This is a genomic window from Streptomyces albireticuli (assembly GCF_002192455.1).
Lineage (GTDB): Bacteria > Actinomycetota > Actinomycetes > Streptomycetales > Streptomycetaceae > Streptomyces > Streptomyces albireticuli_B.
In genome coordinates, this window is record NZ_CP021744.1 from 4,138,484 (window position 1) to 4,161,454 (window position 22,971).

Sequence of the window (22,971 nt, forward strand, 5' to 3'; positions counted from 1 at the left end):
GCTTGGACAAACCACCAGGAGGACGCGTGTCCGGATTCGTAGAGAAGCCCGAACCGGTCGAGGTGCCCGGCCTTGAGCACCTGCACACGGGCAAGGTCCGCGACCTCTACCGCGACGGGGCGGGCCGGCTGGTGATGGTCGCCTCCGACCGCGTCTCGGCCTACGACTGGGTGCTGCCCACCGAGATCCCCGACAAGGGCCGGGTCCTCACCCAGCTCTCGCTGTGGTGGTTCGAGCGCCTCACCGACCTGGCACCGAACCACGTGCTCTCCACCGAGCTGCCGCCCGGCGCCCCCGCCGACTGGGAGGGCCGCACGCTGATCTGCCGCTCCCTGGACATGGTCCCGGTCGAGTGCGTGGCCCGCGGCTATCTCACGGGCTCGGGCCTCGCGGAGTACGAGCAGACCCGCACGGTCTGCGGCCTCGCCCTCCCCGAGGGCCTGACCGACGGCTCCGAGCTGCCCTCCCCGATCTTCACCCCGGCCGCCAAGGCCGAGGTCGGCGAGCACGACGAGAACGTCTCCTACGAGGAGGTGGCCCGGCAGGTGGGCGCCGAGACGGCCGCCCAGCTCCGCCAGGCCACCCTCGCCGTCTACGGCCGGGCCCGCGACATCGCCCGCGACCGGGGCATCATCCTCGCCGACACGAAGTTCGAGTTCGGCTTCGCGGACGGGGAGCTGGTCCTGGCCGACGAGGTGCTGACGCCGGACTCCTCCCGCTTCTGGCCCGCCGACAGCTGGCAGCCGGGCCGCGCCCAGCCGTCCTTCGACAAGCAGTTCGTCCGCGACTGGCTCTCCTCCCCGGCCTCGGGCTGGGACCGCAAGGGCGAGCTGCCCCCGCCGGAGCTCCCGCGGGACGTGGTGGAGCAGACGCGGTCGAAGTACGTGGAGGCGTACGAGCGCCTGACGGGCATGAGCTGGCAGTAGGCGGCGTGGCCGGGCCGGACGGGCTGATTCCCGCCCGGCCCGGCCGCCGCACCACGTAACGGTCCGTCCGTCACACCACGTACCGGTCCGGCGCGAACAGGCCCAGGTTGTCCCGGACCCACTCCGACGTCCGGGCCAGCCCCTCCTCCAGGTCCACGACCGGCCGCCAGCCGGCCCACTCCCGCGCCCGGGAGTTGTCCGACAGCAGCCGCTCCACCTCGCTCCCCGACGGCCGCAGCCGGGACGGGTCCACGACGACCTTCGCGTCCCGCCCGGACGCCCGGATCAGCGACTCGGCGAGGTCCCCGACGGAGATCTCGCGGCCCGTGCCGAGGTTGACCGCGTGACCGACCGCCCGGTCGCAGTCCGCGAGCGCGAGGAACCCCTCGGCCGTGTCGGTCACATACGTGAAGTCGCGGGTCGGCGTCGTCGAGCCGAGCTTGATCTCGGAGGCTCCCGCGTGCAGCTGCGCCAGGATCGTGGGGATCACGGCCCGCGCGGACTGGCGGGGCCCGTAGGTGTTGAAGGGCCGCACGACCGTGACGGGCAGCTCGAAGGAGTGCGCGTAGGACAGGGCCAGCATGTCCGCGCCGATCTTCGAGGCGGAGTAGGGCGACTGCGGCTGAAGCGGGTGGTCCTCCCGGATCGGCACGGTCCGCGCCGTCCCGTACACCTCACTGGTCGAGGTGTGCACCATCCGCCGCACCCCATGGCGTCGGCAGGCCGCCGCGACGTGCTCCGTACCGGCCATGTTGGTCTGCACGTACGCCTCGGGCGAGGCGTAGCTGTACGGGATGCCGATCAGCGCGGCGAGGTGGAAGACGGTGTCGCAGCCGGCGACGGCGTCCATCACCCGCCCCGCGTCCCGGACGTCACCGGCGAGCGTCTCCACGGGGGAGTCCGGACCCAGGTACCGGGCGAGGTGGCCGCGCTCGGCGTAGGGCTTGTAGTGGACGAGCACCCGCACCCGGGCGCCGCGCTCGACGAGCAGGTCGACGAGGGTCGACCCGATGAATCCCTCGGCGCCGGTGACCAGGACGGTGCGCCCTGCCCAGCTCTGCGGGGCCGGAGCCGGGTTCGAGGCCGGGTACGGGGTGGTGAGCGTGCTCATGCGAGGTCCTTTCGGAGGCGGGAAGCGGTTCCCGCCGTGGCGAGGGGAAGTCGGGTACGCGCCGGGCGTCCGGCGGTTCGGTGGGGGAGGGGAGGACCGGGGCCGGGCCGGTCAGGCGGCGTCGGGCAGCCGCCCGGCATCCCACGGGCCGTGGACCGGCGCGGCCCCTCCCGGTGACCACCCGGCCAGCCGCAGCACCCACGCCGCCATCAGGTCCGCGGCGACCGCGTGCGTACCGGGATCCGCGGCCGCCCCCATCGCGGCCAGCCGCGCCGGATCCGTCAGGAGCGGCTCGATCAGCCCGGCCAGCCGGTCGCCCGTGGCCTCGCCGTCGGGGAGCAGCAGCCCCGCCCCGGCGTCCGAGAGCACCCGCGCGTTGTGGGTCTGGTGGTCGTGCGGGGCGTGCGGATAGGGCACCAGCACCGCCGGCACGCCCACGGTCGCCAGCTCGGCCACCGTCGCCGAACCCGCCCGGCAGACCACCACGTCGGCGGCCGCGTAGGCGAGGTCCATCCGGTCGAGGTAGCCGACCGCCGTGGCGACGCCGTCGCAGCCGTCCGCGGCCAGCCGGGCCCGTACGGCCGCCAGCGCGGCCGGCCCGGTCTTGATCAGCAGATGGACGCCGGGGGCGCCGCGCCACCGCCGGGCCAGTTCCACCGCCGCCTCGGTGAGCCGCGCCGCGCCCAGGCTGCCGCCGTTGAACAGCACCAGCCGCGCGTCCACGGGCACCCCGAAGGACTCCCGCGCCGACGCCCGCAGCGCGGCCCGCGCCGCCCGGTCCAGCCCGGCCACCGCGCCCACCAGCGGCATCCCCACCGTCTCGGCGCGGGCCCCGGCCCGCGCCGAGAGGTGCTCACGGCTGCGGTCGAAGGCCAGCGCCACATGCGGGGTCAGGGTGGTGGCGAACCGGTTCGCCCGGCCCGGCACCGCGTTGGACTCGTGGACGAGCGCGGGCCGCCCCGCCAGCCGGGCGCCGAGCACCGCGGGCGCGCTGGGATAGCCGCCCATGCCGACGACGACCTGCGCCCGCTGCTCCTCGATCACCCGGCGCGCCTGCATCCCCGAACGCAGCAGATCGGCGGGGAGCAGGAAGCGGCGCGAGCCGAGCGACGGGTCGAAGGGGATCATGTCGACCGTGTGCAGCCGGTATCCGGCCGCGGGGATCAGCCGGGTCTCCAGACCGCGTTCCGTCCCGATGAAGCTGATGACCGCGTCCGGCACGGCCCGGCGGACCGCGTCGGCCACCGCCAGCCCGGGATAGATGTGACCGCCGGTACCGCCCGCTCCGACGACCACCGAAAGGGTGTCGTGTGCTGTAGCCATGGCCGCAGCGTGGCGAGGCGGTCTAAGAGCCTTCTAAGACGCGTTCTGCCAAGGTGGGCGGGGGAACCGGACGGTTCCCCACCGCGTCCGCCCGCCCCCGGACGCGCCCGCCCGCACCCGCGCGAGAGGCCGTCCCCGCATGACCGCTGCCGAGCCGCCGACCGTCCTCGTCGTCGACGACGACCCCGAGGTGCGGGCCGCCGTCGTCGACGGCCTCTGCGTCGAGGGATACGTGGTCCGCTCCGCCGCCGACGGCCTGGAAGCGCTGTCCGCCGTCGCCGCCGAGCCGCCCGCCGCGATCGTCCTCGACCTCGCCATGCCCGTGCTCGACGGCCTCGCCGTCTGCCGGCGGCTGCGCGGCCTCGGCGACCGTACGCCCGTCCTCGTCCTGACCGCCCGCGACGCCGTCTCCGACCGCGTCGCGGGCCTGGACGCGGGCGCCGACGACTACCTCGTCAAACCCTTCGCCCTGGACGAGCTCTTCGCCCGGCTGCGGGCCCTGCTGCGCCGCGCGGCCCCCGCCGAACCGGCCGAGGAGAGCGAGACGCTGGTCTTCGCCGACCTCACCGTCGACCCGGCCACCCGCACCGGGACGCGCGGCGGCGTCCCCGTCGAGCTCACCCGCACCGAGTTCGCCCTGCTCGACGTGCTGATGCGGCACCCGGGGCAGGTGCTGCCGCGCGAGGTGATCCAGGAACGGGTCTGGGGCACGGACTTCGGCACGGACTCCAACTCCCTCGCCGTCTACATCGGTTACCTCCGCCGCAAACTGGAGGCGGGCGGCGCGCCCCGGCTCGTCCACACCGTGCACGGCGTCGGCTACCGGCTGGCCGAGCAGTGAGGGCCCTGCGGCGGCGCCTCCTCGGCCGCAGACCGCTGCGGGCCCGGCTGGCGCTCGTCACCTCCGCCGCCGTCGCCGTCGTCGCCCTGGGCGTCCTCGCGGCGGCCTACGTCGTCATCCGCTACGAACTCGTCCGCCAGCTCGACCTCCAGCTCAAGCAGCAGGCCAGCCTGATCGCCGCCCAGCAGAGCCGGGAGAGCCCCACGACCGGGACGCTGTACGGCGAGTGCGCCTGGCTCGCCGCGCCCGCCTGCGCCCAGGTCGTGCGGGCCGACCCGACCGCGCACCCGGCGGACCTGGTGCTTCCCGTGACCGGCGCCACCCGCCGCGTCGCCGCCGGCACCCTCGGCGAGTACTACAGCGACATCACCTTGGACGGCCGCGCCATGCGGATGTTCACCACCCCGGTCAAGGGCGGCCGCGCCCTCCAGGTCGCGGTCCGCTCCGACACCGTCGACAAGGGCGTGCGCCAGGCCGGCCTGCTGCTCGGCGCCGTCGGCGGCGGCGGGGTCCTCCTCGCGGCGGGGCTCGGCTACTTCGCCTCCCGCACCTCCCTGCGGCCCGTCACCCGGCTCACCGCGACGGCCGAGCGGATCGCCGCCACCCGCGACCCGGCCCACCGCATCGAGCTGCCCCCGTACGAGGCGCGCCGCCAGGACGAGATCACCAGCCTCGCCACCAGCTTCAACACCATGCTCGGCGAGCTGGAGGAGGCCGTCGCCGCCCAGCGCCGCCTGGTCGCCGACGCCTCCCACGAGCTGCGCACCCCGCTCACCGCGCTGCGCACCAACGCCGAACTCCTGGCCCGCGCCGAACGGCTCACCCCCGCCCAGCGCGAACGGGCCTCCGGAGCCCTCGGCCGGCAGCTCCGCGAGGTGACGGGCCTGGTCAACGACCTCATCGAGCTCGCCCGGGACGAGGAGCCGCAGCAGCTCGTCGAACGGGTCCGGCTCGACCTGCTGGCCGAGCGCTGCGTCGGCGAGGCCCGCGGCCACTGGCCGGCCACCCCCTTCGTCGCCGAGTTCGCCGAGGCCACCGTCTCCGGTGTGCCGGCCCGCCTCGCCCGGCTGCTGTCCAACCTGCTCGACAACGCCGCCAAGTTCAGCCCGCCCGGCGCCATGGTCGAGGTCCGCCTGGACCGCACCGCCGACGGGCTCGACCTCACCGTCCGCGACCACGGCCCCGGGATCTCCACCGAGGACCTGCCCTACGTCTTCGACCGCTTCTACCGCTCCCGCCAGGCCCGCGCCCTGCCCGGCTCCGGCCTCGGCCTCGCCATGGGCCGCCAGATCGCCCGCGCCCACGGCGCCGAGCTCACCGCCGAACAGGCCCCGGGCGGCGGCGCCCGCTTCCGCCTCCACTTCCCCCCGGAGCAGTGAAGCGGCCCGCCTCCGCTTGCCCCCCGGAAACGCCGAAGGCCCCGATCGTGATGATCGGGGCCTTCGTTCTCTGAGCGGACGACGAGACTCGAACTCGCGACATCCACCTTGGCAAGGTGGTGCTCTACCAACTGAGCTACGTCCGCATCGCACCGCGCTCTCGTGCGGTGCGGGAACCACTATAGCCAACCCTGAGCGCGTGCGATGCGCGCCGCCGCATGACGGTTCTCCGCCCCCAGCTTCGCGACCGCCGCCGAGAGGTAGTTCCGGACCGTCCCCGGCGTCAGCGAGGCGCGCTCGGCGATCTCCGCGACAGGCGCTCCGTCCTCGGCCAGCTCCAGCAGCTCCGCCTCCCGCGCCGTCAGCGGGGAGTCCCCGGCGCTTATCGCGTCGGCCGCCAACTCCGGGTCCACATAGCGGCTTCCCCCGTGCACCGAGCGGATGATCTCGGCCAGCCGCTGCGCCGAGACGGTCTTCGGCACGAACCCCCGCACCCCCGCCTCCAAGGCCCGCTTCAGGTGCCCCGGACGCCCGTGACCAGTCACGATCATGGTGCGGCAACCGGGCAGCTCCGCCCGCAGGGTTGTGGCCACCATCACACCGTCGGCCCCCGGCATCTGAAGATCCAGCACCGCGACATCCGGCCGGAACGTCCGCGCCATCGCCACCGCCTCCGGCCCCGACGCGGCCTCCGCGACCACCTGGAGATCGTCCTCCAGCCCCAGCAGCGCGGCCAGCGCGCCCCGGATCAGGTGCTCGTCGTCCGCGAGCATGACCCGCACGGGCGGGGGAGCGGAACGCCCGGGTGCCGGTGCCCCCTCGTACCGGTCGTCCGTCATGCCGCCCCTCCGCCTTCTCCGGCCGCCCCGTCCCGGTCGCCCGGAACCCGGACGAGACCCGCTCCCACGGCCACGGGCTCCCCGCGGCCTCCCCTCTCCGACGCCTCCCAGCCGGGGGCCGGTTCCCCGCCCCCGGCCCCCGGCAGGACGGTCCCCCCGCCCACCGATCCGGCAGCCGCCCCCGCGCCTGCCGTCCCCCCGGCTGCCGGAACTCTGTCCCCCGGAACCTCGCCTGTCGGAACCCCGCCCGACCGCACCCCGCCCGTCGGAACCCCGCCCGCCGGAACCCCGGCCGACGGGGCATCCGCCGCCGGGACCTTCGCCGCCCGCCCCTCGCCCGTCGGCACATCGCCCGCCGACGCCTTCGCCGCCGGGGTCTTCGCCGGCGGGACCTTGGCCAGCGGGACCTTCGCCGTGAGGCGGAACACCGCCGGCGGCCGCCGCTCCGCCGTCACCGTGCCGCCCAGGACCGCGAGCCGCTCCCCCAGGCCCCTCAGCCCCGAACCGCCCCCGGCCGACACCGAGCCGCCCACACGGTCCGCACCGTCCGCCGCCCCGGTGTCCGGTGCCCCGTCGTTCTCCATGACGAGCACCGCCACGTCGTTCACGATCCGCAGCCGCACCGCGCACCGCCCGGCGTCCGCGTGCCGCAGCACATTGGTCGTGGCCTCCCGGACCACCCAGGCCAGCGCCGACTGCACCGGCGCCGGCAGCTGCCCGCCCGCCGTGTCGTCGATCCGGCACTCGATCCCCGCGGCGGAGAGCACGCCACGGGCCCCCACCAGCTCGGTGGGCAGATCCGCCTCGCGGTAGCCGCGCACCACCTCACGGACCTCACGCTGCGAGTCCCGGGCGATGCCCTGGACCTCGGCCATCAGCTCCAGGGCCTGGGGCGCCCCCCGCCGCCCCAGCTGCACCGCCAGCTCGCTCTTGAGCGCGATCACCGCGAGGTTGCGCCCCAGGACATCGTGGAGGTCCCGCCCGAACCGCAGCCGCTCCTCCGCCACCGCCAGCCGCGCCTTCGCGTCCCGCGCCGTCTCCAGCTCCCACATCACCCGCAGCATCCAGCCCGACGCCCGCCCGACGGACGCGCACCACAAGGAGATGAAGAGCACCCCCGCGGTCAGGAAACCCGCGGCCGACCAGTCCCCGCCGGGCAGCAGGACCAGGAGCCCCAGAGCCAGCGCGACGACGACGCATCCCAGGACGTACCGGCGGAGCCGGACCATCAGGGTGAGCGGACCGAAGGTCGTCAGGGCGCTGTTCATCAGGAACACCCCGACGGTCGAGGCACCCCGCGGGCTCTCCACCTGGAAGGAGACCACCATGCAGACGAGCCCGGCGACGAACAGCACCCCCTGCGCGGCCACACCCCACCACGGAGCCGGCTTGTCCCAGAGATAGCGGTCGAGAGCGCGCCGGAAGACCGGGATGCCCAGCAGCCCCTGGAAGGTGGTGAGGCAGCCGAGGACCAGCATCCACGGCCGGTCGACGCCGTTGACCAGCATGGGGCTCAGAGCGAGCGCGGGAAGCAGACAGGGCAGCAGATACAGCGTCCACCGCGTATAGCTGTCGACCTTGGCGACCCTGCTCCGCCCCCGCCAGTCCCGTACCCGCGTCCATATCGACATCGGCCGCGCTCCCCCCGTCGCCCTGTCATCCCTCGTCCGGCAGGCTCATCGTCCTACCGGCGCGGCTCCCACCGGAACCACCGACGTACAGCAAACACGGCCACAAACGTCCAGGCCAGCGCGGTGGCCACGTGCCCCACGGCCTCATAGGCGCTCAGGCCGCCGAGCCAGCCGCCGCGCACCAGCTCGACCACCGGAGAAAGCGGCAGCAACTCGCAGACATCGGCCAGCACGTCCGGCATGGCCTCCAGCGGGATGAGGAGCCCCGAGCCCATCAGCGAGATCAGCAGCAGGGGAGTGGTGACCAGCTGGGCGCTCTCCACCGTCTTCGCCCAGGCCGTGGTCAGCGCGGCCAGCGCGATGGACAGCACCACTCCCAGCACCATCCCGATCAGCATCAGGTCGAGACGGGAAGGGGCCCGCAGGTCCATCCAGAAGACCCCCGCCACCAGCAGGACCACCATCTGGGCCAGGGCGACCGCCACAGCCGGCAGCGCCGTGCCGCCGAGTATCTCGGCGTCGCCCGCCTCGCCCGTGCGGAGCCGCTTGAGGACGAGCTCCTCGCGGCGGGCCACATAGGCGCTGACCAGGTTCTGATAGATGACGAAGAGCAGGATGAAGCCGAAGGCACCGGTCAGCGACGACTCGTTGAGCGACATCCCGGTGTCGCCGAGATCCATCTCGCCGACCGTGCGGCGCATCGTCCACACCATGAGCACCGGCAGCAGCAGCGCCACATAGAGCGCCATCTTGTTCCGTCCGAGCAGGATCAGCTCCGCCCGGCCCAGCGCCAGCATCCGCGGCGCCGCTGTGGATATCGCCATCACTTGCCCCTCCCCGCGCCCGCACCGGCGCCCACGCTCATACCGGAGCCGCTGTCCGCGCCCGGCTCGCCGCCACCGGCTATGGCCAGGAACGCCTCCTCCAGCGAGGCGGTCCGGGCGTCCAGCCCTTCCAGCTCTATGTCCTTCTCCCGCGCCCAGATCAGCAGCCCGGTGAGGGTCCGCTGAAGCGTGCGCGTCCGGAGCTCTATGCGCCCGTCGGACTCCTCGTGGTCCTCCACCCCCAGATCGGCCAGCGGCGGGAGATCCCCCACGAACCAGCCCACGGGCATCGCGAACCGGATCCGGGCCGGGTAAGCCCCGATCACCTCGCCGGGCGCCCCGGAGGCCACGATCTCGCCCCGCCGCATGATCGCCAGGCGGTCGGCGAGGGCCTCGGCCTCTTCCAGGTAGTGGGTGGTGAGGAGGACCGTCGTGCCGTCCTCGCGCAGGCGGCGCACCAACTCCCAGGTGCTGTGCCGCGCCTCGGGGTCCAGGCCCGTCGTCGGCTCGTCGAGGAACAGGACCTCGGGGCGGCCGAGCAGGGCGAGCGCCAGGTCGAGCCGCCGGCGCTCGCCACCGGAGAGCTGCTTGATCCGCACCGAGGCGCGGTCCGTGAGCCCCACCATCCCGAGGGCTTCCCCGGTCGGCCGGGCCCCCGTGGTGCAGCCGGCCCACATGCGGACGGTCTCGGCGACCGTCAGGTCCGAGGGGAAGCCGCCCTCCTGGAGCATCACCCCGATCCGCGGCCGCACCGCCGCGCGCTCCGCGTAAGGATCGTGGCCCAGGATCCGGACCTCGCCCCCGCTCGGCCGCTCCAGCCCCTCCAGCAGCTCGACCGTGGAGGTCTTGCCCGCGCCGTTCGTCCCCAGCAGTGCGAAGACCTCGCCCCGTCCCACGGTGAAGGACACGCCCCGCACCGCCTCGAACCCGCCGTCACCCTCCGGGCCGTAGCGCCGCCGCAGCCCCGACACGGCGATCACACTCTCTCCGATGTCCATGACTCAAGGCTCCCGGCCGCGCCGCCCGGAAGTCAGTGCGAGCTGTCATGACCTCGGATGACGAATGTCATCAGGGCCCGGAGCCGCCCGAGCCCGCATCAGGCCCGCGGCCGGACCCGGCCCCGCCCCCTCCACCCCAACTCCCGGCCCCAGCCCTCGTCCCCAGCCCCGTCCCCGGAAACATCGAAGCCCCGTCCCCGGAAACGCCGAAGGCCCGTCCCCGGAAACGCCGAAGGCCCCGATCATAATGACCGGGGCCTTCGTTCTCTGAGCGGACGACGAGACTCGAACTCGCGACATCCACCTTGGCAAGGTGGTGCTCTACCAACTGAGCTACGTCCGCGTGCTTCCGACCGGCTTTCACCGGGCGGCGCGTGCATCACTCTACCTGATCCACTGACGTGGTCGGTAACGCGATGAGAGCGGGTGACAGGGATCGCACACTGCGCCTCCCCCTTGGAAAGGGGGCGCTCTACTACTGAGCTACACCCGCATGGATCGCCGGGCCCGGTCCACGGCTGTGGACCGGTAAGCGATCAGAGCGGGTGACAGGGATCGCACACTGCGCCTCCCTCTTGGAAAGAGGGCGCTCTACTACTGAGCTACACCCGCATGATCCGTCCCTCGCACCACAGACGTGGTCCGGAGGACGTTCAGAGCGGGTGACAGGAATCGCACACTGCGCCTCCCCCTTGGAAAGGGGGCGCTCTACTACTGAGCTACACCCGCGCTACCTGGGGGTTCTTCCGGTTTCCCGGCCGCGCCCCTCGGCGTGATCCAGACTCTAGCTGATCATCCGGGGTGCTTGGCAAGTCGGCTCAGTCCGCGGCGTTGAAGGCCTCGTAGACCCGCTTGGGGATGCGGCCTCGCGGCGGCACGTCCATGCCGTGGGAGCGGGCCCAGGCGCGGACCGCCGAGGGGTCGGGCGCCACGGAGGTGCGGCGGTAGACCTTCCCGGAGCGGGACTGCTTGCGGCCGGCCTCCAGGTAGGGCTCCAGGGCGACCCGCAGTTTCTTCGCATTGGCAGTGTTGAGGTCGATCTCGTACGACTTGCCGTCGAGGCCGAAGGAAACCGTCTCCGCGGCTTCCCCGCCGTCGATGTCGTCGGAGAGTGTGACCACTACGCGCTGTGCCACGAATATCGGTCCTTTCGGGGGCGCATCGCCGAGGTGAACTGCGGTGATGCCCGGGTTCCGGTTGTTCCGGTGCAATGGTTATTCATTTGTACAACAAAGGGCATTGCAAAGTGAAGCCCAGTTAATTCTGTCCGCGTGGTGCTTGGCAATCGGGACCGTACGTTTTTCCCGGGATTTTCCCTCCCCTCTTCGGCGTCGATGCGTAAACGTGACAGGAGGCCCACCATATCTATGCGCGTAGATTTTTTGGGACTGTACTCTGGCGCTACCGCTTCAGCTCACGCACCACACCACCGGGAGTGCCAGTGGCACGCGTCGTAGTCGACGTCATGCTCAAGCCGGAGATCCTCGACCCGCAGGGCCAGGCGGTGCAGCGCGCACTGCCACGCCTGGGTTTCGAGGGGATCGCCGACGTCCGTCAGGGCAAGCGCTTTGAACTCGAGGTGGAGGGCCCGGTCGACGAGGCCGCCCTCGCCCGCATCCACGCCATGGCGGAAACGTTTCTCGCCAACACCGTGATCGAGGACTTCACCGTGAAGGTCGACGGAGAAGCACAGTGACCGCTCGCGTAGGAGTCATCACCTTCCCCGGCACCCTGGACGACCGCGACACCCAGCGCGCCGTCCGGATCGCCGGGCTCGAACCCGTCCCGCTGTGGCACCGCGACAAGGACCTCAAGCAGGTCGACGCCGTGGTCCTGCCCGGCGGCTTCTCCTACGGCGACTATCTGCGGGCGGGCGCCATCTCCCGCTTCTCGCCGGTGATGGAGACCGTCATCGAGCAGGCCAAGGGCGGCATGCCGGTCCTCGGTATCTGCAACGGCTTCCAGGTGCTCACCGAGACCCACCTGCTGCCCGGCGCGATGCTGCGCAACAACCACCTGCACTTCATCTGCCGCGAGCAGAAGCTGCGCGTGGAGAACGCCGGCACCGCCTGGACCTCCGACTACGAGGCGGGCCAGGAGATCTCCATCCCGCTGAAGAACATCGACGGCCGCTATGTGGCCGACGAGCACACCCTGGACGAGCTCGAGGCCGAGGGCCGCGTCGCCTTCCGGTACCTCGACGGCAATCCGAACGGCTCGCTCCGTGACATCGCCGGCATCACCAACGCCGCCGGCAACGTCGTGGGCCTGATGCCGCACCCCGAGCACGCCGTCGAGCCCCTCGTCGGCACCGGCCGTACGGACGGGCTCGGATTCTTCACCTCGATCCTGAAGAAGCTGGTCAACGCATGAGCCTCGACACGGTCAAGCACGCCAACGAAACGCCCGACGTCGACCAGCCTTGGGCCGAACTCGGTCTCAAGCAGGACGAGTACGAGCGCATCCGGGCCATCCTGGGCCGCCGCCCCACCGGCGCCGAGCTCGCGATGTACTCGGTCATGTGGTCCGAGCACTGCTCGTACAAGTCGAGCAAGGTCCACCTCCGCCAGTTCGGCGACAAGGCCCCCGAGAACGACGCCCTCCTCGTCGGCATCGGCGAGAACGCCGGCGTCGTCGACGTCGGCCAGGGCTACGCGGTCACCTTCAAGGTCGAGTCGCACAACCACCCCTCGTACATCGAGCCGTACCAGGGCGCGGCCACCGGTATCGGCGGCATCGTGCGCGACATCCTCGCCATGGGCGCCCGCCCGGTCGCGGTGATGGACCCGCTGCGCTTCGGCGCCGCCGACCACCCCGACACCAAGCGCGTCCTGCCGGGCGTCGTCGCGGGCATCGGCGGCTACGGCAACTGCCTGGGCCTGCCCAACATCGGTGGCGAGGTCGTCTTCGACGCCTGCTACCAGGGCAACCCGCTGGTCAACGCCCTGTGCGTCGGTGTGATGAAGCACGAGGACATCCACCTCGCGAAGGCGTCCGGCGCCGGTAACAAGGTCATTCTGTACGGCGCCCGCACGGGCGGCGACGGCATCGGCGGCGTGTCCGTGCTCGCCTCCGAGACCTTCGACTCCACCGGCCCGGCCAAGCGCCCGGCGGTCCAGGTCGGCGACCCCTTCCAGGAGAAGCTCCTCATCGAGTGCACCCTGGAGATCTTCCGCGAGGACCTCGTCGACGGCATCCAGGACCTCGGCGGCGCCGGCCTGTCCTGCGCCACCAGCGAGCTGGCCAGCGCCGGTTCCGGCGGCATGCGCGTCGAGCTGGACACCGTGCCGCTGCGCGACTCCTCCCTCTCGCCCGAGGAGATCCTCATGAGCGAGTCGCAGGAGCGCATGTGCGCGGTGGTCGAGCCCGGCAAGGTCGACCGCTTCATGGAGATCTGCGAGAAGTGGGACGTCATCGCCACCGTGATCGGCGAGGTCACGGACGGTGAGCGGCTGGAGATCTTCTGGCACGGCGAGCAGATCGTGGACGTGCCCCCGCGCACGGTGGCGCACGAGGGCCCGGTCTACGAGCGCCCGTACGCCCGCCCCGACTGGCAGGACGCCCTCCAGGCCGACGACGCGGCCAAGCTGGCCCGCCCGGAGACCGCCGAGGAGCTGCGCGCGCAGGTCCTCAAGGTGATCTCCTCGCCGAACCAGGCCTCCAAGTCCTGGATCACCGACCAGTACGACCGGTTCGTGCAGGGCAACACTGTCCTCGCGCAGCCGGAGGACTCCGGCATGGTCCGGATCGACGAGGACACCAATCTCGGTGTCGCCGTCGCCACGGACGGAAACGGCCGCTACGCCAAGCTGGACCCGTACGCGGGCGCCCAGCTCGCGCTCGCCGAGTCGTACCGCAACGTGGCCGCCTCCGGCGCCCGGCCGCTGGCCATCTCCAACTGCCTGAACTTCGGCTCGCCCGAGGACCCGGCGGTCATGTGGCAGTTCGCCGAGGCCACCCGCGGCCTGGCCGACGGCTGCCTGGAGCTGGGCACCCCGGTCACCGGCGGCAACGTCTCGCTCTACAACCAGACCGGCGAGACCGCCATCCACCCGACCCCCGTGGTCGCGGTGCTCGGCGTCATCGACGACGTCAACCGCCGTACGCCGATCGCCTTCTCCGACGAGGGCCACCTGCTCTACCTGCTGGGTGACACCAAGGAGGAGCTGGGCGGTTCGGCCTGGTCGCAGGTGGTCCACGACCACCTCGGCGGACTGCCGCCGGCCGTGGACCTGGGCCGGGAGAAGCTCCTGGCGGAGATCCTCATCTCGGCCTCCCGCGACGGCATGGTCGACGCGGCGCACGACCTGTCGGACGGCGGTCTGATCCAGGCCCTCGCCGAGTCGTGCCTGCGGGGCGGCAAGGGCGCCCGGATCGTCGTCCCCGACGCCGTCGACCCCTTCGTCCTCCTCTTCTCCGAGTCCGCCGGCCGCGCCGTCGTCGCGGTCCCGCGCAGCGAGGAACTCCGCTTCACCGACATGTGCGGAGCGCGCGGCCTGCCCGCGACCCGCATCGGTGTCGTGGACGGCGAAGAGATCGACGTCCAGGGCCAGTTCAGCATCCCGCTGGCCGAGCTGCGCGAGGCCCACGAGGCCACGATCCCGGCGCTGCTCGCCTGAGCCGACCGGATTCCCCGCGTCCGCCGGAGGCGGCCCACCCCAGCAGGGGCGGGCCGCCTCCGGCGTTCCGGCGTTCCGAGCCCCCGGCCCCGCGAGTGATTGTCGACATACCGGGCTCCGGAGGGTCCGTACGGGCGTGCCCGCCCGGAGTCCCTTGTGACGGAGAGCACTTCGTGGCGTGCGGGTCGCCGCTCGCCGCGTCGGACTAGGGTCGGGCCATGTCTGCCGCACCGCGTAAACCGCGCGCCCGCCGCTACGACTCCGCCAAGACCCGCGCCGCCGTCCTCGCGCAGTTCCAGCACGTGCGCGAGGTGACGGCCGGCCTGTCCGCCGAGCAGCTGGCGCTGCCCACCCGGCTGGGCGACTGGACCGTCCGTGAGCTCGTCTCCCACATCGCCATCATCCTCGACCACGTGAGCGACACCCTGGAGAAGCCGGCGCCCCCGAAGCTGGAAGTCCCGGTCCAGGAATGGCCGTTCGCGACCCGGGCCATCGCCGGGAGGGTCGACGAACTCGCCCATGAGATGGCTGACCGCGGCGCCGCGCCGACGGAGATCTTCGACCAGGTCGCCGAGCGCTTCGACCGGATCGTCGTGCCCGCCCCGGACGACCGCCTGCTCGCCTCCCGGGTCGGCGCGATGCGCCTGGACGACTTCCTGGTCACCCGCTGCGTCGAGCTCGTCGTGCACTCCGACGACCTGGCCGCCGCGCTGGGCGTCCACGTCCCGTTCGACCGGCAGGCCCTCGCCAACTGCACCCGCATGCTGGCCGACGCCCTCGCCCTCAAGGCGCCCGGCGGGTCGGTCGAGGTCCGCGTCCCGCCGTTCGCGGTCGTCCAGTGCGTCGAAGGCCCCAAGCACACCCGGGGCACCCCGCCCAACGTGGTCGAGACCGACCCCGTCACCTGGCTCCGCCTCGCCACCGGCCGTACGGACTGGGCCGCCGCGCTCGACGAGGCGGCCGTCTCCGCGAGCGGGGAGCGCGCGGACCTCTCCGCGCACCTGCCCGTCATGGGCTGACCGGACACCGCCTCCGGGCGGCCCTTCCGGGGCGTCCGGAGGCGGAAATGAAGGGGAAATCAGGAAAACGCCAGGGCCGACGGAGCGGGAATCTGCCGAGAAAAGAGGAAATGAGAGGAGGATTCCCTCGGAAAGGCCCGCCGGGCGCGGCGCGGGAGGCTCCCGGCATTGCGCCCGCGGCCGTCACGGAGGCGCCTCGCGAAGAACCGCGGATGCCACTCGGGCAGCGATCCTGAAGGTGATTGCCTGTACCCGTCAAGTGGCTGTCCGTGGTGTGAGCCATTCCTTGTCGTCCCCGGTTCGGATGAACCTCGGACCTGCAATAGACTTGTACACGTGCCTCGTGGTGACGGACGACTCAACCACGACCTGCTCCCCGGTGAGAAGGGCCCCCAGGACGCTTGCGGCGTCTTCGGTGTCTGGGCTCCGGGTGAAGAGGTCGCCAAACTCACCTATTTCGGGCTGTATGCGCTGCAGCACCGTGGACAGGAGTCCGCGGGCATCGCGGTGAGCAACGGCTCCCAGATCCTCGTTTTCAAGGACATGGGACTGGTCTCCCAGGTCTTCGACGAAACCTCCCTGGGTTCCCTCCAGGGACACATCGCGGTCGGACACGCCCGCTACTCCACCACCGGAGCCTCGGTGTGGGAGAACGCCCAGCCGACCTTCAGGGCGACGGCCAACGGCTCGATCGCGCTCGGTCACAACGGCAACCTGGTCAACACGGCCCAGCTCGCCGAGATGGTCGCGGCGCTCCCCCGGGAGAACGGCCGTGCCACCCAGGTCGCGGCGACCAACGACACCGACCTGGTCACGGCCCTGCTGGCGGGCCAGACCGACGAGGACGGCAAGCCGCTGACGATCGAGGAAGCGGCCACCAAGGTCCTCCCGGACGTCCAGGGCGCCTTCTCCCTCGTCTTCATGGACGAACACACCCTCTACGCCGCCCGTGACCCGCAGGGCATCCGCCCGCTGGTCCTGGGGCGTCTGGAGCGCGGCTGGGTGGTGGCCTCCGAGACCGCCGCCCTGGACATCTGCGGCGCCTCCTTCGTACGCGAGGTGGAGCCCGGCGAGCTCGTCGCCATCGACGAGAACGGCCTGCGGACCTCCCGCTTCGCCGAGGCCCGGCCCAAGGGCTGTGTCTTCGAGTACGTCTACCTCGCGCGCCCCGACACCGACATCGCGGGCCGCAACGTCTACCTCTCCCGGGTGGAGATGGGCCGCCGGCTCGCCGCCGAGGCCCCGGTCGAGGCCGACCTGGTGATACCGACCCCGGAGTCCGGCACCCCCGCCGCCGTGGGCTACGCCGAGGCCAGCGGGATCCCGTACGGCACCGGTCTGGTCAAGAACTCCTACGTCGGCCGGACCTTCATCCAGCCGAGCCAGACCATCCGCCAGCTGGGCATCCGCCTCAAGCTCAACCCGCTGCGGGACGTCATCCAGGGCAAGCGCCTGGTCGTCGTGGACGACTCCATCGTCCGCGGCAACACCCAGCGGGCCCTGGTGCGGATGCTGCGCGAGGCCGGCGCGGCCGAGGTGCATGTCCGCATCTCGTCCCCGCCGGTGAAGTGGCCGTGCTTCTTCGGCATCGACTTCGCCACCCGCGCCGAGCTGATCGCCAACGGCATGTCGGTCGAGGAGATCGGCAAGTCGCTGGGCGCGGACTCCCTGGCGTACATCTCGCTCGACGGGATGATCGAGGCGACCACGATCGCCAAGCCGAACCTGTGCCGCGCGTGCTTCGACGGGGAGTACCCCATGCCGCTCCCCGACCCCGAGCTCCTCGGCAAGCAGCTTCTGGAGACCGAGCTGGCCGGTGGCACGGACGCCGCCGACGCCCTCCGTCGCCCGTAACGCCCCGTAGTACCGAACGACACGAAAGATCTCAAACACATGTCTGAGACCACTGGTGCCAGCTACGCAAGCGCGGGCGTCGACATCGAGGCGGGCGACCGCGCCGTGGACCTGATGAAGGAGTGGGTGAAGAAGGCCACCCGCCCCGAGGTCGTCGGCGGGCTCGGCGGCTTCGCCGGCCTCTTCGACGCCAGTGCCCTCAAGCGGTACGAGCGCCCCCTCCTGGCCTCCGCCACCGACGGCGTCGGCACGAAGGTGGACATCGCCCGCCGCATGGGCGTCTACGACACGATCGGCCACGACCTCGTCGGCATGGTCGTCGACGACCTGGTCGTCTGCGGTGCCGAGCCGCTCTTCATGACCGACTACATCTGCGTCGGCAAGGTCTACCCGGAGCGGGTGGCCGCGATCGTCAAGGGCATCGCCGAGGGCTGTGTCCTCGCGGGCTGCGCGCTGGTCGGCGGCGAGACCGCCGAGCACCCCGGGCTGCTCGCCGCGGACGACTTCGACGTGGCCGGCGCCGGTACGGGCGTCGTCGAGGCCGACCGGGTGCTGGGCGCGGACCGCATCCGCGAGGGCGACGCGGTCATCGCGATGGCCTCGTCCGGACTTCACTCGAACGGGTACTCGCTGGTCCGCCATGTGCTCTTCGACCGGGCCGGCTGGGAGCTGGACCGCGAGGTTCCGGAGTTCGGCCGGACGCTCGGCGAGGAGCTGCTGGAGCCCACCAAGATCTACTCGCTGGACTGCCTGGCGCTCACCCGGACGGCCGATGTGCACGCCTTCTCGCACATCACCGGCGGGGGACTGGCCAACAACCTGGCCCGGGTGATGCCGGCGGGCCTGCACGCGACGGTCGACCGGTCGACGTGGACGCCGGGCCCGGTCTTCGACCTGGTCGGCCGGCTGGGCGGGGTCGAGCGCCCGGAGCTGGAGAAGACGCTCAACATGGGCGTCGGCATGATCGCGGTCGTACCGCAGGAGTCCGTGGACGTGGCCCTGGCGACCTTCGCGGACCGGGGCGTGGAGTCCTGGGTCGCGGGCGAGATCACCGAGCGCGGCGACCGCGCCGAGGCCGTGACGCTGACGGGTGACCACCACGCCGGCTGATTGCCTCCGGGCAGCACAGAACCCGGTCCGAGGTAAGGCCTCGGACCGGGCCGGTGAGAGTTACAGCGTCAAGCGCGGCGACGATATGTCGAGGAGTGGTCGGGCGCTTGCTCGTCCTCGTCCTCATCGTTGTAACGATCCGCGTACTGAGCGTACGGATCGTCCTCCAGCTCATCGTCCTTTTCGAGCGGCTCGCTGTTCGGCGGCTGCTTCGTCGGCGATGCGCCCAGCTCATTGGCCAGACGTGAGAGGTCGGTCCCGCCGCTGTTGTACTTCAGCTGGCGGGCGACCTTTGTCTGCTTGGCCTTGGCCCGGCCGCGCCCCATGGCTCGACCCCCTCAGTGACGGGGCTCGACGGCCCCAGAGTCTTGACACGCGTTCACGTTCATGAGTCAGAGCGGACCCTCGGGGAGGATCCGGCCTGTAGGGCTTCAACGGTACCTGCTTCCGCGGCCATACGGTACGTCGCCCGCATGACGTGCCACGCAGCACAACCCGAGGGGAGCCCCGTCCCCGCTGGTCAGCAGCGATTTTAACGTGTCTCGGGCGCCGACCCGCCGATGAGGTGGTGAGGGATCTCTCGCACTTCGGCCAGGGTGGCCCGTCTGTAGGGAACGCTGTGCGGGTACCGAGCGTGCGACCGGACCACCCTTCGTGAACGGGCGCCGGCCACCCTCGGGTGACCGGCGCCCGGCCGGTGGGGAGAGCTGGTTCAGCCGGTCAGCACACCGGCCCGCGCCTCCGCCATGCGCTGCTCGGCGAGCCGGTCCGCGGCGGCGGCCGGAGGGATCCCGTCCGCCTTCGCCCGATCGAATATGGCCAACGTCGTGTCGAAAATCTTGGTCGCCTTGGCCTTGGCGCGATCGAAGTCGAAACCGTGCAGCTCGTCGGCCACCTGGATCACTCCGCCGGCGTTCACCACGTAGTCCGGCGCGTAGAGGATCCCGCGGTCGGCGAGGTCCTTCTCGACGCCCGGGTGGGCCAGCTGGTTGTTGGCCGCGCCGCAGACCACGGTGGCGGTGAGCGCCGCCACGGTGTCGTCGTCCAGCGCGCCGCCGAGGGCGCACGGGGCGTAGACGTCGAGCGGCGTGCGGACGAGCACATCGGCGTCGGTCACGGCGGTCACCCGGGGGTGCCGGGCGATGATCCGCTCGACGGCCTCCGCGCGCACGTCGGTGATCACGACCTCCGCGCCGTCCTCGATCAGGTGCTCGACCAGGTGGTGGCCGACCTTCCCGACGCCCGCGACGCCGACCCGGCGCCCGCGCAGCGTCGGCTCGCCCCATTGGGTCCGCGCGGCGGCCCGCATGCCCTGGAACACCCCGAAGGCCGTGAGGACGGAGGAGTCGCCCGCGCCGCCGTTCTCGGGGGAGCGGCCGGTGGTCCAGGGGTTCTCCCGGGCGACCACGTCCATGTCCTGCACGTACGTGCCGACGTCGCACGCGGTGACGTAGCGCCCGCCGAGGGAGGCGACGAACCGTCCGTAGGCCAGCAGCAGTTGTTCGGTCTTGATCTCATCGGGGTTCCCGATGATCACAGCCTTGCCGCCGCCGTGGTCGAGCCCCGCCAGCGCGTTCTTGTACGACATGCCGCGGGAGAGGTTGAGCGCGTCCAGGACCGCGGCCTCGTCCGAGGCGTAGGGGTAGAAGCGGGTGCCGCCGAGGGCGGGGCCCAGGGCGGTGGAGTGGAGGGCGATCACGGCCTTGAGGCCGCTCTCCCGGTCCTGGCAGAGCACGACCTGCTCATGACCGCCCTGGTCGGACCGGAACAATGTGTGCAGCACGCCGTCAGCTTCATCGGTGGGACGTACGTCAGTCACTGTGGTGACTCCATATGTCGCGGAGGTCGCCCTCCGGGGGTGGTGGAGGGCCGGTTGGCACGAGGGTAAGACCTGCCGGCCCGGGGGGCCGGTCCCGTGCCGAGGATCACTCTCCCGAGGTGCCGCGCCATGGGACGATTTGGACAGTACGGGGAGGGCTCGGCAACTCCCTGGAGTGTCCTCCGGTTTGAGGGAGCGAGTGTGGGATCGGCGTCGTCGGTGACTGTCCCGTACGCGGCATATCTGCGGGTCTATGAACCTCTGGGCGCATTCCCGGAACCGGAACGCGGCCACTGGGAGCGGTACGCCCGGCGCGAGAACCTCCCGGGGGTGCAGGACGAGCTCCGTCGCTCGCTCGCGGACCTGCTGCCCACCCCGCCGGTGCCGGTGCCGGTGCACGAGAGCGGTGACGCCTTCGTGGCGCTCCTCGACGGCGTCCTGTGCGTCTGTCCCTGGCGGACCCGGCTGCGGGGCTGGCTCGCGCTGGAGGAGCTCGCCGAGAGCCTGCCCACCCCGGTGCTGGACGCGGCGCTGCCGCCGGTGGTCCGCCGCCAGGCCGAGGCGGACTACGAGCACTGGCTGGAGCGCAATCCCGACGCCCGGCCGTGGATCCGCACGGCGACCTGGCAGGTGCCGCTGCGCTGGTTCGTCCTCTTCGCCGACGAGGAGCGCGAGTACGGCAAGGGCGACGGCCCCCGCAAGGAACTGGTGCTGCGCTACCGCACGCCCATGGTCGAGGCCCGGCGCCGGGTGGCCCGCGGCCTGCGCACGCTCAAGGACGCGATCGACGAGGGGCCGCTGATCGACGGCCTGGTGGACGTGGGGCGCTGGCTGGAGGAGTTCCATCCGCGCTCCCTGGTCGAGCTGGACTACGGCGGCCTGGTGCATATGGTGCCGGAGGCGGACCTCGCGGATGACCACTCCGCGGGTGACACGGCCGAGGGGCTGGCGGCGCTGCGCGCGGGGGACGGCGCGCGGGCGGGCGAGGCGTACGAGCGGCTGACGGAGCGTTGGAGCGCAGTGCGGAACCGCCAGTACGCGAACTGAAGTCCCATAACGGTGTTCGGAGAGGTTCCCGAGGGCTCCTGTGGCGCCGGTGACAGGACCTAGGTCCCGATCCGGGCCAATGAGGCAACCGTGACCTAACGCACTTACGTTAGGTCTTGCGCCCATCGCCCAGCCTCGTGGCAAAATAGGACAAGGAGTCCGGGAAGGACTCCTTCCGTCCAACTTCGGGTGGATAGATCGGTATTGCACTCCTTGACGGGTCTGGTGACCCCTGATCCCGCTGTGACTGATCGTCACGGTGGCGTGACTGTCCGCTATGGCATGGTCCATCGGCTTCCGTCGAGGTTGAACACCTGAGAGGGCAATTCCATCGGTTTGGCCGACGTGGCTGGACGGATGGTGTAGTTGTAGTGCCGAGGACAAGCCGTTCGTCCTATAACCGACTCGGCCCGCGTCCGCCATTTCGGGCAACGTGGGTCAAGGTGCAGAATTTAGAGGAAAGAACCGACTCCATGTCTGGTTCTCCCGAGGAGGCCGCTCATGACCGCTCGCACCCCTGATGCCGAGCCGCTGCTGACCCCGGCTGAGGTTGCCACGATGTTCCGCGTGGACCCGAAGACGGTCACCCGCTGGGCCAAGGCAGGCAAGCTCACGTCCATCCGCACGCTCGGAGGACACCGCCGTTACCGCGAAGCGGAGGTCCGCGCCCTGCTGGCGGGCATTCCGCAGCAGCGCAGCGAGGCCTGAACAACAGCCTGACGCACTGCCGGGCACTTTCCGGGGCCCCCAACCCGGACGGACGCCCGAACAAGCTTCACCTGCTTCACACGACCGGGGACCCTGCCCCAACAGGTTCCCTGCCCACCGACTTGGGCCGGTCGTCGATCGCGCTGGACTCCGCCGGGTCCAGCGCGATCTTTTTATGCCCGGCCGGCCTCCGCCGGATCCCCGCCGAGCGCTCCCCCGGCGCCCCGACGGGTCGGCGCCGGAGCCCCGCCGAACCCTTTCGGGTGGAGTGCAATTGCACATATTAAATTGACCCGTTGTAGGGAGGGGGTAAGTTCCATCACTCTGGAAACTCTTTCGGTGACTCCCATCACAGCGCAACCCGCTTGTCACTCACCGTGTCGGTGCGGTAATGAAGCGCGCGGTGTCCGGAGCGCGGGAGTCCGGCCTCCAGCCTGTCACCCGACTGCCGCCGCGACGCCCGCCGTTGGTCACCCGGTGCGGGGACTTTCGTCCCGGGCCGGCCCGGTCGCGGGGGCGGCCCCGGGTCCGGGCACGGGGGTCCCGTCGGGGACCTTCTCCTGATGACTTCCCGCCGCCTCCTGGGCGAGCCGCAGCAGCCGGTGGCACACCGCGCAGTGTCGGGTCAGATGGCGGTAGCCCGAGGCGGCCGAGAGGTGGGCGCGCAGGAGCGCCCTCGTCTCATGCCGGATGCTCTCGGTCCGCTTCGGCTCGGTCGTGCGGGTGGTCGTCGTCATGGAGCGCAGCACCTCCACTGTCTGGGTACCCCTGGCACGTGTCCCAGTCAAGGTCGGATGCAAGAAGGCCCGGATCCCTCGAAAGGGATCCGGGCCTTCAAACAATGCGGTCCTGACGGGATTTGAACCCGCGGCCTCCACCTTGACAGGGTGGCGAGCACTCCAAACTGCTCCACAGGACCTTGC

At 71.6% G+C, this 22,971-nt stretch carries 21 protein-coding genes and 6 tRNA genes; 11 read left to right on the plus strand and 16 right to left on the minus strand.

Annotation, left to right across the window (positions count from 1 at the left end; genetic code table 11):
- Nucleotides 1-26 precede the first annotated feature (26 nt).
- On the plus strand, nt 27-926 hold the full coding sequence (locus SMD11_RS17840; protein WP_087927406.1) for a phosphoribosylaminoimidazolesuccinocarboxamide synthase: 900 nt from the start codon (nt 27-29) through the stop codon (nt 924-926).
- 70 nt (nt 927-996) lie between these two features.
- On the opposite strand, the gene SMD11_RS17845 is transcribed toward SMD11_RS17840, so the two are convergent.
- Both SMD11_RS17845 and SMD11_RS17850 read right to left on the minus strand, forming a co-directional pair.
- Nucleotides 997-2,037, minus strand: a complete 1,041-nt coding sequence (locus SMD11_RS17845) for an SDR family NAD(P)-dependent oxidoreductase (protein WP_087927407.1) — start codon at nt 2,035-2,037, stop codon at nt 997-999.
- A 111-nt stretch (nt 2,038-2,148) separates the two neighbouring features.
- Nucleotides 2,149-3,360, minus strand: coding sequence for a UDP-N-acetylglucosamine--N-acetylmuramyl-(pentapeptide) pyrophosphoryl-undecaprenol N-acetylglucosamine transferase (locus tag SMD11_RS17850; protein WP_087927408.1), 1,212 nt, complete (start codon nt 3,358-3,360; stop codon nt 2,149-2,151).
- A gap of 139 nt (nt 3,361-3,499) precedes the next feature.
- Between SMD11_RS17850 and SMD11_RS17855 the strand changes: the two genes are divergently transcribed.
- Complete coding sequence (locus tag SMD11_RS17855) at nt 3,500-4,201, plus strand: response regulator transcription factor (RefSeq protein WP_087927409.1); 702 nt, start codon at nt 3,500-3,502, stop codon at nt 4,199-4,201.
- Nucleotides 4,198-5,580: a HAMP domain-containing sensor histidine kinase gene (locus tag SMD11_RS17860; RefSeq protein WP_199843906.1), complete on the plus strand. Its 1,383-nt coding sequence runs from the start codon at nt 4,198-4,200 to the stop codon at nt 5,578-5,580. The genes SMD11_RS17855 and SMD11_RS17860 overlap by 4 nt, the downstream gene beginning before the upstream one ends.
- Before the next feature lie 73 nt (nt 5,581-5,653).
- On the opposite strand, the gene SMD11_RS17865 is transcribed toward SMD11_RS17860, so the two are convergent.
- From SMD11_RS17865 to SMD11_RS17910, 10 genes are all read right to left on the minus strand, one after another.
- A tRNA-Gly gene (locus SMD11_RS17865) sits at nt 5,654-5,726 on the minus strand.
- Between the two features lie 33 nt (nt 5,727-5,759).
- Nucleotides 5,760-6,419: a response regulator transcription factor gene (locus tag SMD11_RS17870; protein ID WP_087927410.1), complete on the minus strand. Its 660-nt coding sequence runs from the start codon at nt 6,417-6,419 to the stop codon at nt 5,760-5,762.
- Nucleotides 6,416-8,050 carry a histidine kinase gene (locus tag SMD11_RS17875; protein ID WP_087927411.1) on the minus strand — a complete coding sequence of 545 codons (1,635 nt, stop codon included), beginning with the start codon at nt 8,048-8,050 and terminating at the stop codon, nt 6,416-6,418. Before SMD11_RS17875 ends, SMD11_RS17870 begins: the two co-directional genes overlap by 4 nt.
- Nucleotides 8,051-8,103: 53 nt before the next feature.
- Nucleotides 8,104-8,874 (minus strand): ABC transporter permease, encoded by a 771-nt coding sequence (locus SMD11_RS17880; protein WP_087927412.1) that lies wholly within the window; start codon nt 8,872-8,874, stop codon nt 8,104-8,106.
- A complete protein-coding gene (locus tag SMD11_RS17885) occupies nt 8,874-9,872 on the minus strand; it encodes an ABC transporter ATP-binding protein (protein ID WP_087927413.1) in 999 nt (332 codons plus the stop codon). Before SMD11_RS17885 ends, SMD11_RS17880 begins: the two co-directional genes overlap by 1 nt.
- Before the next feature lie 270 nt (nt 9,873-10,142).
- Nucleotides 10,143-10,215, minus strand: a tRNA-Gly gene (locus SMD11_RS17890).
- A 78-nt stretch (nt 10,216-10,293) separates the two neighbouring features.
- Nucleotides 10,294-10,365, minus strand: a tRNA-Gly gene (locus SMD11_RS17895).
- Nucleotides 10,366-10,412: 47 nt separating this feature from the next.
- Nucleotides 10,413-10,484: transfer RNA gene (locus tag SMD11_RS17900), tRNA-Gly, on the minus strand.
- Nucleotides 10,485-10,529: 45 nt separating this feature from the next.
- Nucleotides 10,530-10,601: transfer RNA gene (locus SMD11_RS17905), tRNA-Gly, on the minus strand.
- 89 nt (nt 10,602-10,690) lie between these two features.
- Entirely contained in the window at nt 10,691-11,008 is a 318-nt protein-coding gene (locus SMD11_RS17910) for a histone-like nucleoid-structuring protein Lsr2 (protein ID WP_087927414.1), read from the minus strand.
- Between the two features lie 305 nt (nt 11,009-11,313).
- Here SMD11_RS17910 and purS point away from each other — a divergent pair, with 305 nt between their 5' ends.
- From purS to purM, 6 genes are all read left to right on the plus strand, one after another.
- A complete protein-coding gene (gene purS, locus SMD11_RS17915; RefSeq protein ID WP_087927415.1) occupies nt 11,314-11,568 on the plus strand; it encodes a phosphoribosylformylglycinamidine synthase subunit PurS in 255 nt (84 codons plus the stop codon).
- Nucleotides 11,565-12,245 carry a phosphoribosylformylglycinamidine synthase subunit PurQ gene (gene purQ, locus SMD11_RS17920; protein WP_087927416.1) on the plus strand — a complete coding sequence of 227 codons (681 nt, stop codon included), beginning with the start codon at nt 11,565-11,567 and terminating at the stop codon, nt 12,243-12,245. The genes purS and purQ overlap by 4 nt, the downstream gene beginning before the upstream one ends.
- Nucleotides 12,242-14,491: a phosphoribosylformylglycinamidine synthase subunit PurL gene (gene purL, locus SMD11_RS17925; RefSeq protein ID WP_087927417.1), complete on the plus strand. Its 2,250-nt coding sequence runs from the start codon at nt 12,242-12,244 to the stop codon at nt 14,489-14,491. Before purQ ends, purL begins: the two co-directional genes overlap by 4 nt.
- Nucleotides 14,492-14,709: 218 nt before the next feature.
- On the plus strand, nt 14,710-15,510 hold the full coding sequence (locus SMD11_RS17930) for a maleylpyruvate isomerase family mycothiol-dependent enzyme (protein WP_087927418.1): 801 nt from the start codon (nt 14,710-14,712) through the stop codon (nt 15,508-15,510).
- Between the two features lie 336 nt (nt 15,511-15,846).
- Nucleotides 15,847-17,364: an amidophosphoribosyltransferase gene (gene purF / locus SMD11_RS17935; protein ID WP_087927419.1), complete on the plus strand. Its 1,518-nt coding sequence runs from the start codon at nt 15,847-15,849 to the stop codon at nt 17,362-17,364.
- A gap of 39 nt (nt 17,365-17,403) precedes the next feature.
- Nucleotides 17,404-18,474, plus strand: a complete 1,071-nt coding sequence (gene purM / locus SMD11_RS17940; RefSeq protein WP_087927420.1) for a phosphoribosylformylglycinamidine cyclo-ligase — start codon at nt 17,404-17,406, stop codon at nt 18,472-18,474.
- 68 nt (nt 18,475-18,542) lie between these two features.
- Here purM and SMD11_RS17945 read toward each other — a convergent pair whose 3' ends face one another.
- Nucleotides 18,543-18,800: a DUF3073 domain-containing protein gene (locus SMD11_RS17945; protein WP_087927421.1), complete on the minus strand. Its 258-nt coding sequence runs from the start codon at nt 18,798-18,800 to the stop codon at nt 18,543-18,545.
- 386 nt (nt 18,801-19,186) lie between these two features.
- A complete protein-coding gene (locus SMD11_RS17950) occupies nt 19,187-20,293 on the minus strand; it encodes a Leu/Phe/Val dehydrogenase (protein ID WP_087927422.1) in 1,107 nt (368 codons plus the stop codon).
- Nucleotides 20,294-20,494: 201 nt separating this feature from the next.
- Here SMD11_RS17950 and SMD11_RS17955 point away from each other — a divergent pair, with 201 nt between their 5' ends.
- Nucleotides 20,495-21,340 carry a hypothetical protein gene (locus tag SMD11_RS17955; protein WP_087927423.1) on the plus strand — a complete coding sequence of 282 codons (846 nt, stop codon included), beginning with the start codon at nt 20,495-20,497 and terminating at the stop codon, nt 21,338-21,340.
- Nucleotides 21,341-21,841: 501 nt separating this feature from the next.
- Nucleotides 21,842-22,048, plus strand: a complete 207-nt coding sequence (gene bldC, locus SMD11_RS17960) for a developmental transcriptional regulator BldC (RefSeq protein ID WP_003949541.1) — start codon at nt 21,842-21,844, stop codon at nt 22,046-22,048.
- A 470-nt stretch (nt 22,049-22,518) separates the two neighbouring features.
- Here the strand turns inward: bldC and SMD11_RS17965 are convergent, their stop codons facing one another.
- Together SMD11_RS17965 and SMD11_RS17970 are read right to left on the minus strand one after the other, a co-directional pair.
- On the minus strand, nt 22,519-22,785 hold the full coding sequence (locus SMD11_RS17965; RefSeq protein ID WP_159395316.1) for a DUF6274 family protein: 267 nt from the start codon (nt 22,783-22,785) through the stop codon (nt 22,519-22,521).
- Nucleotides 22,786-22,892: 107 nt separating this feature from the next.
- Nucleotides 22,893-22,967 (minus strand) — tRNA-Asp (locus SMD11_RS17970).
- Nucleotides 22,968-22,971 lie beyond the last annotated feature (4 nt).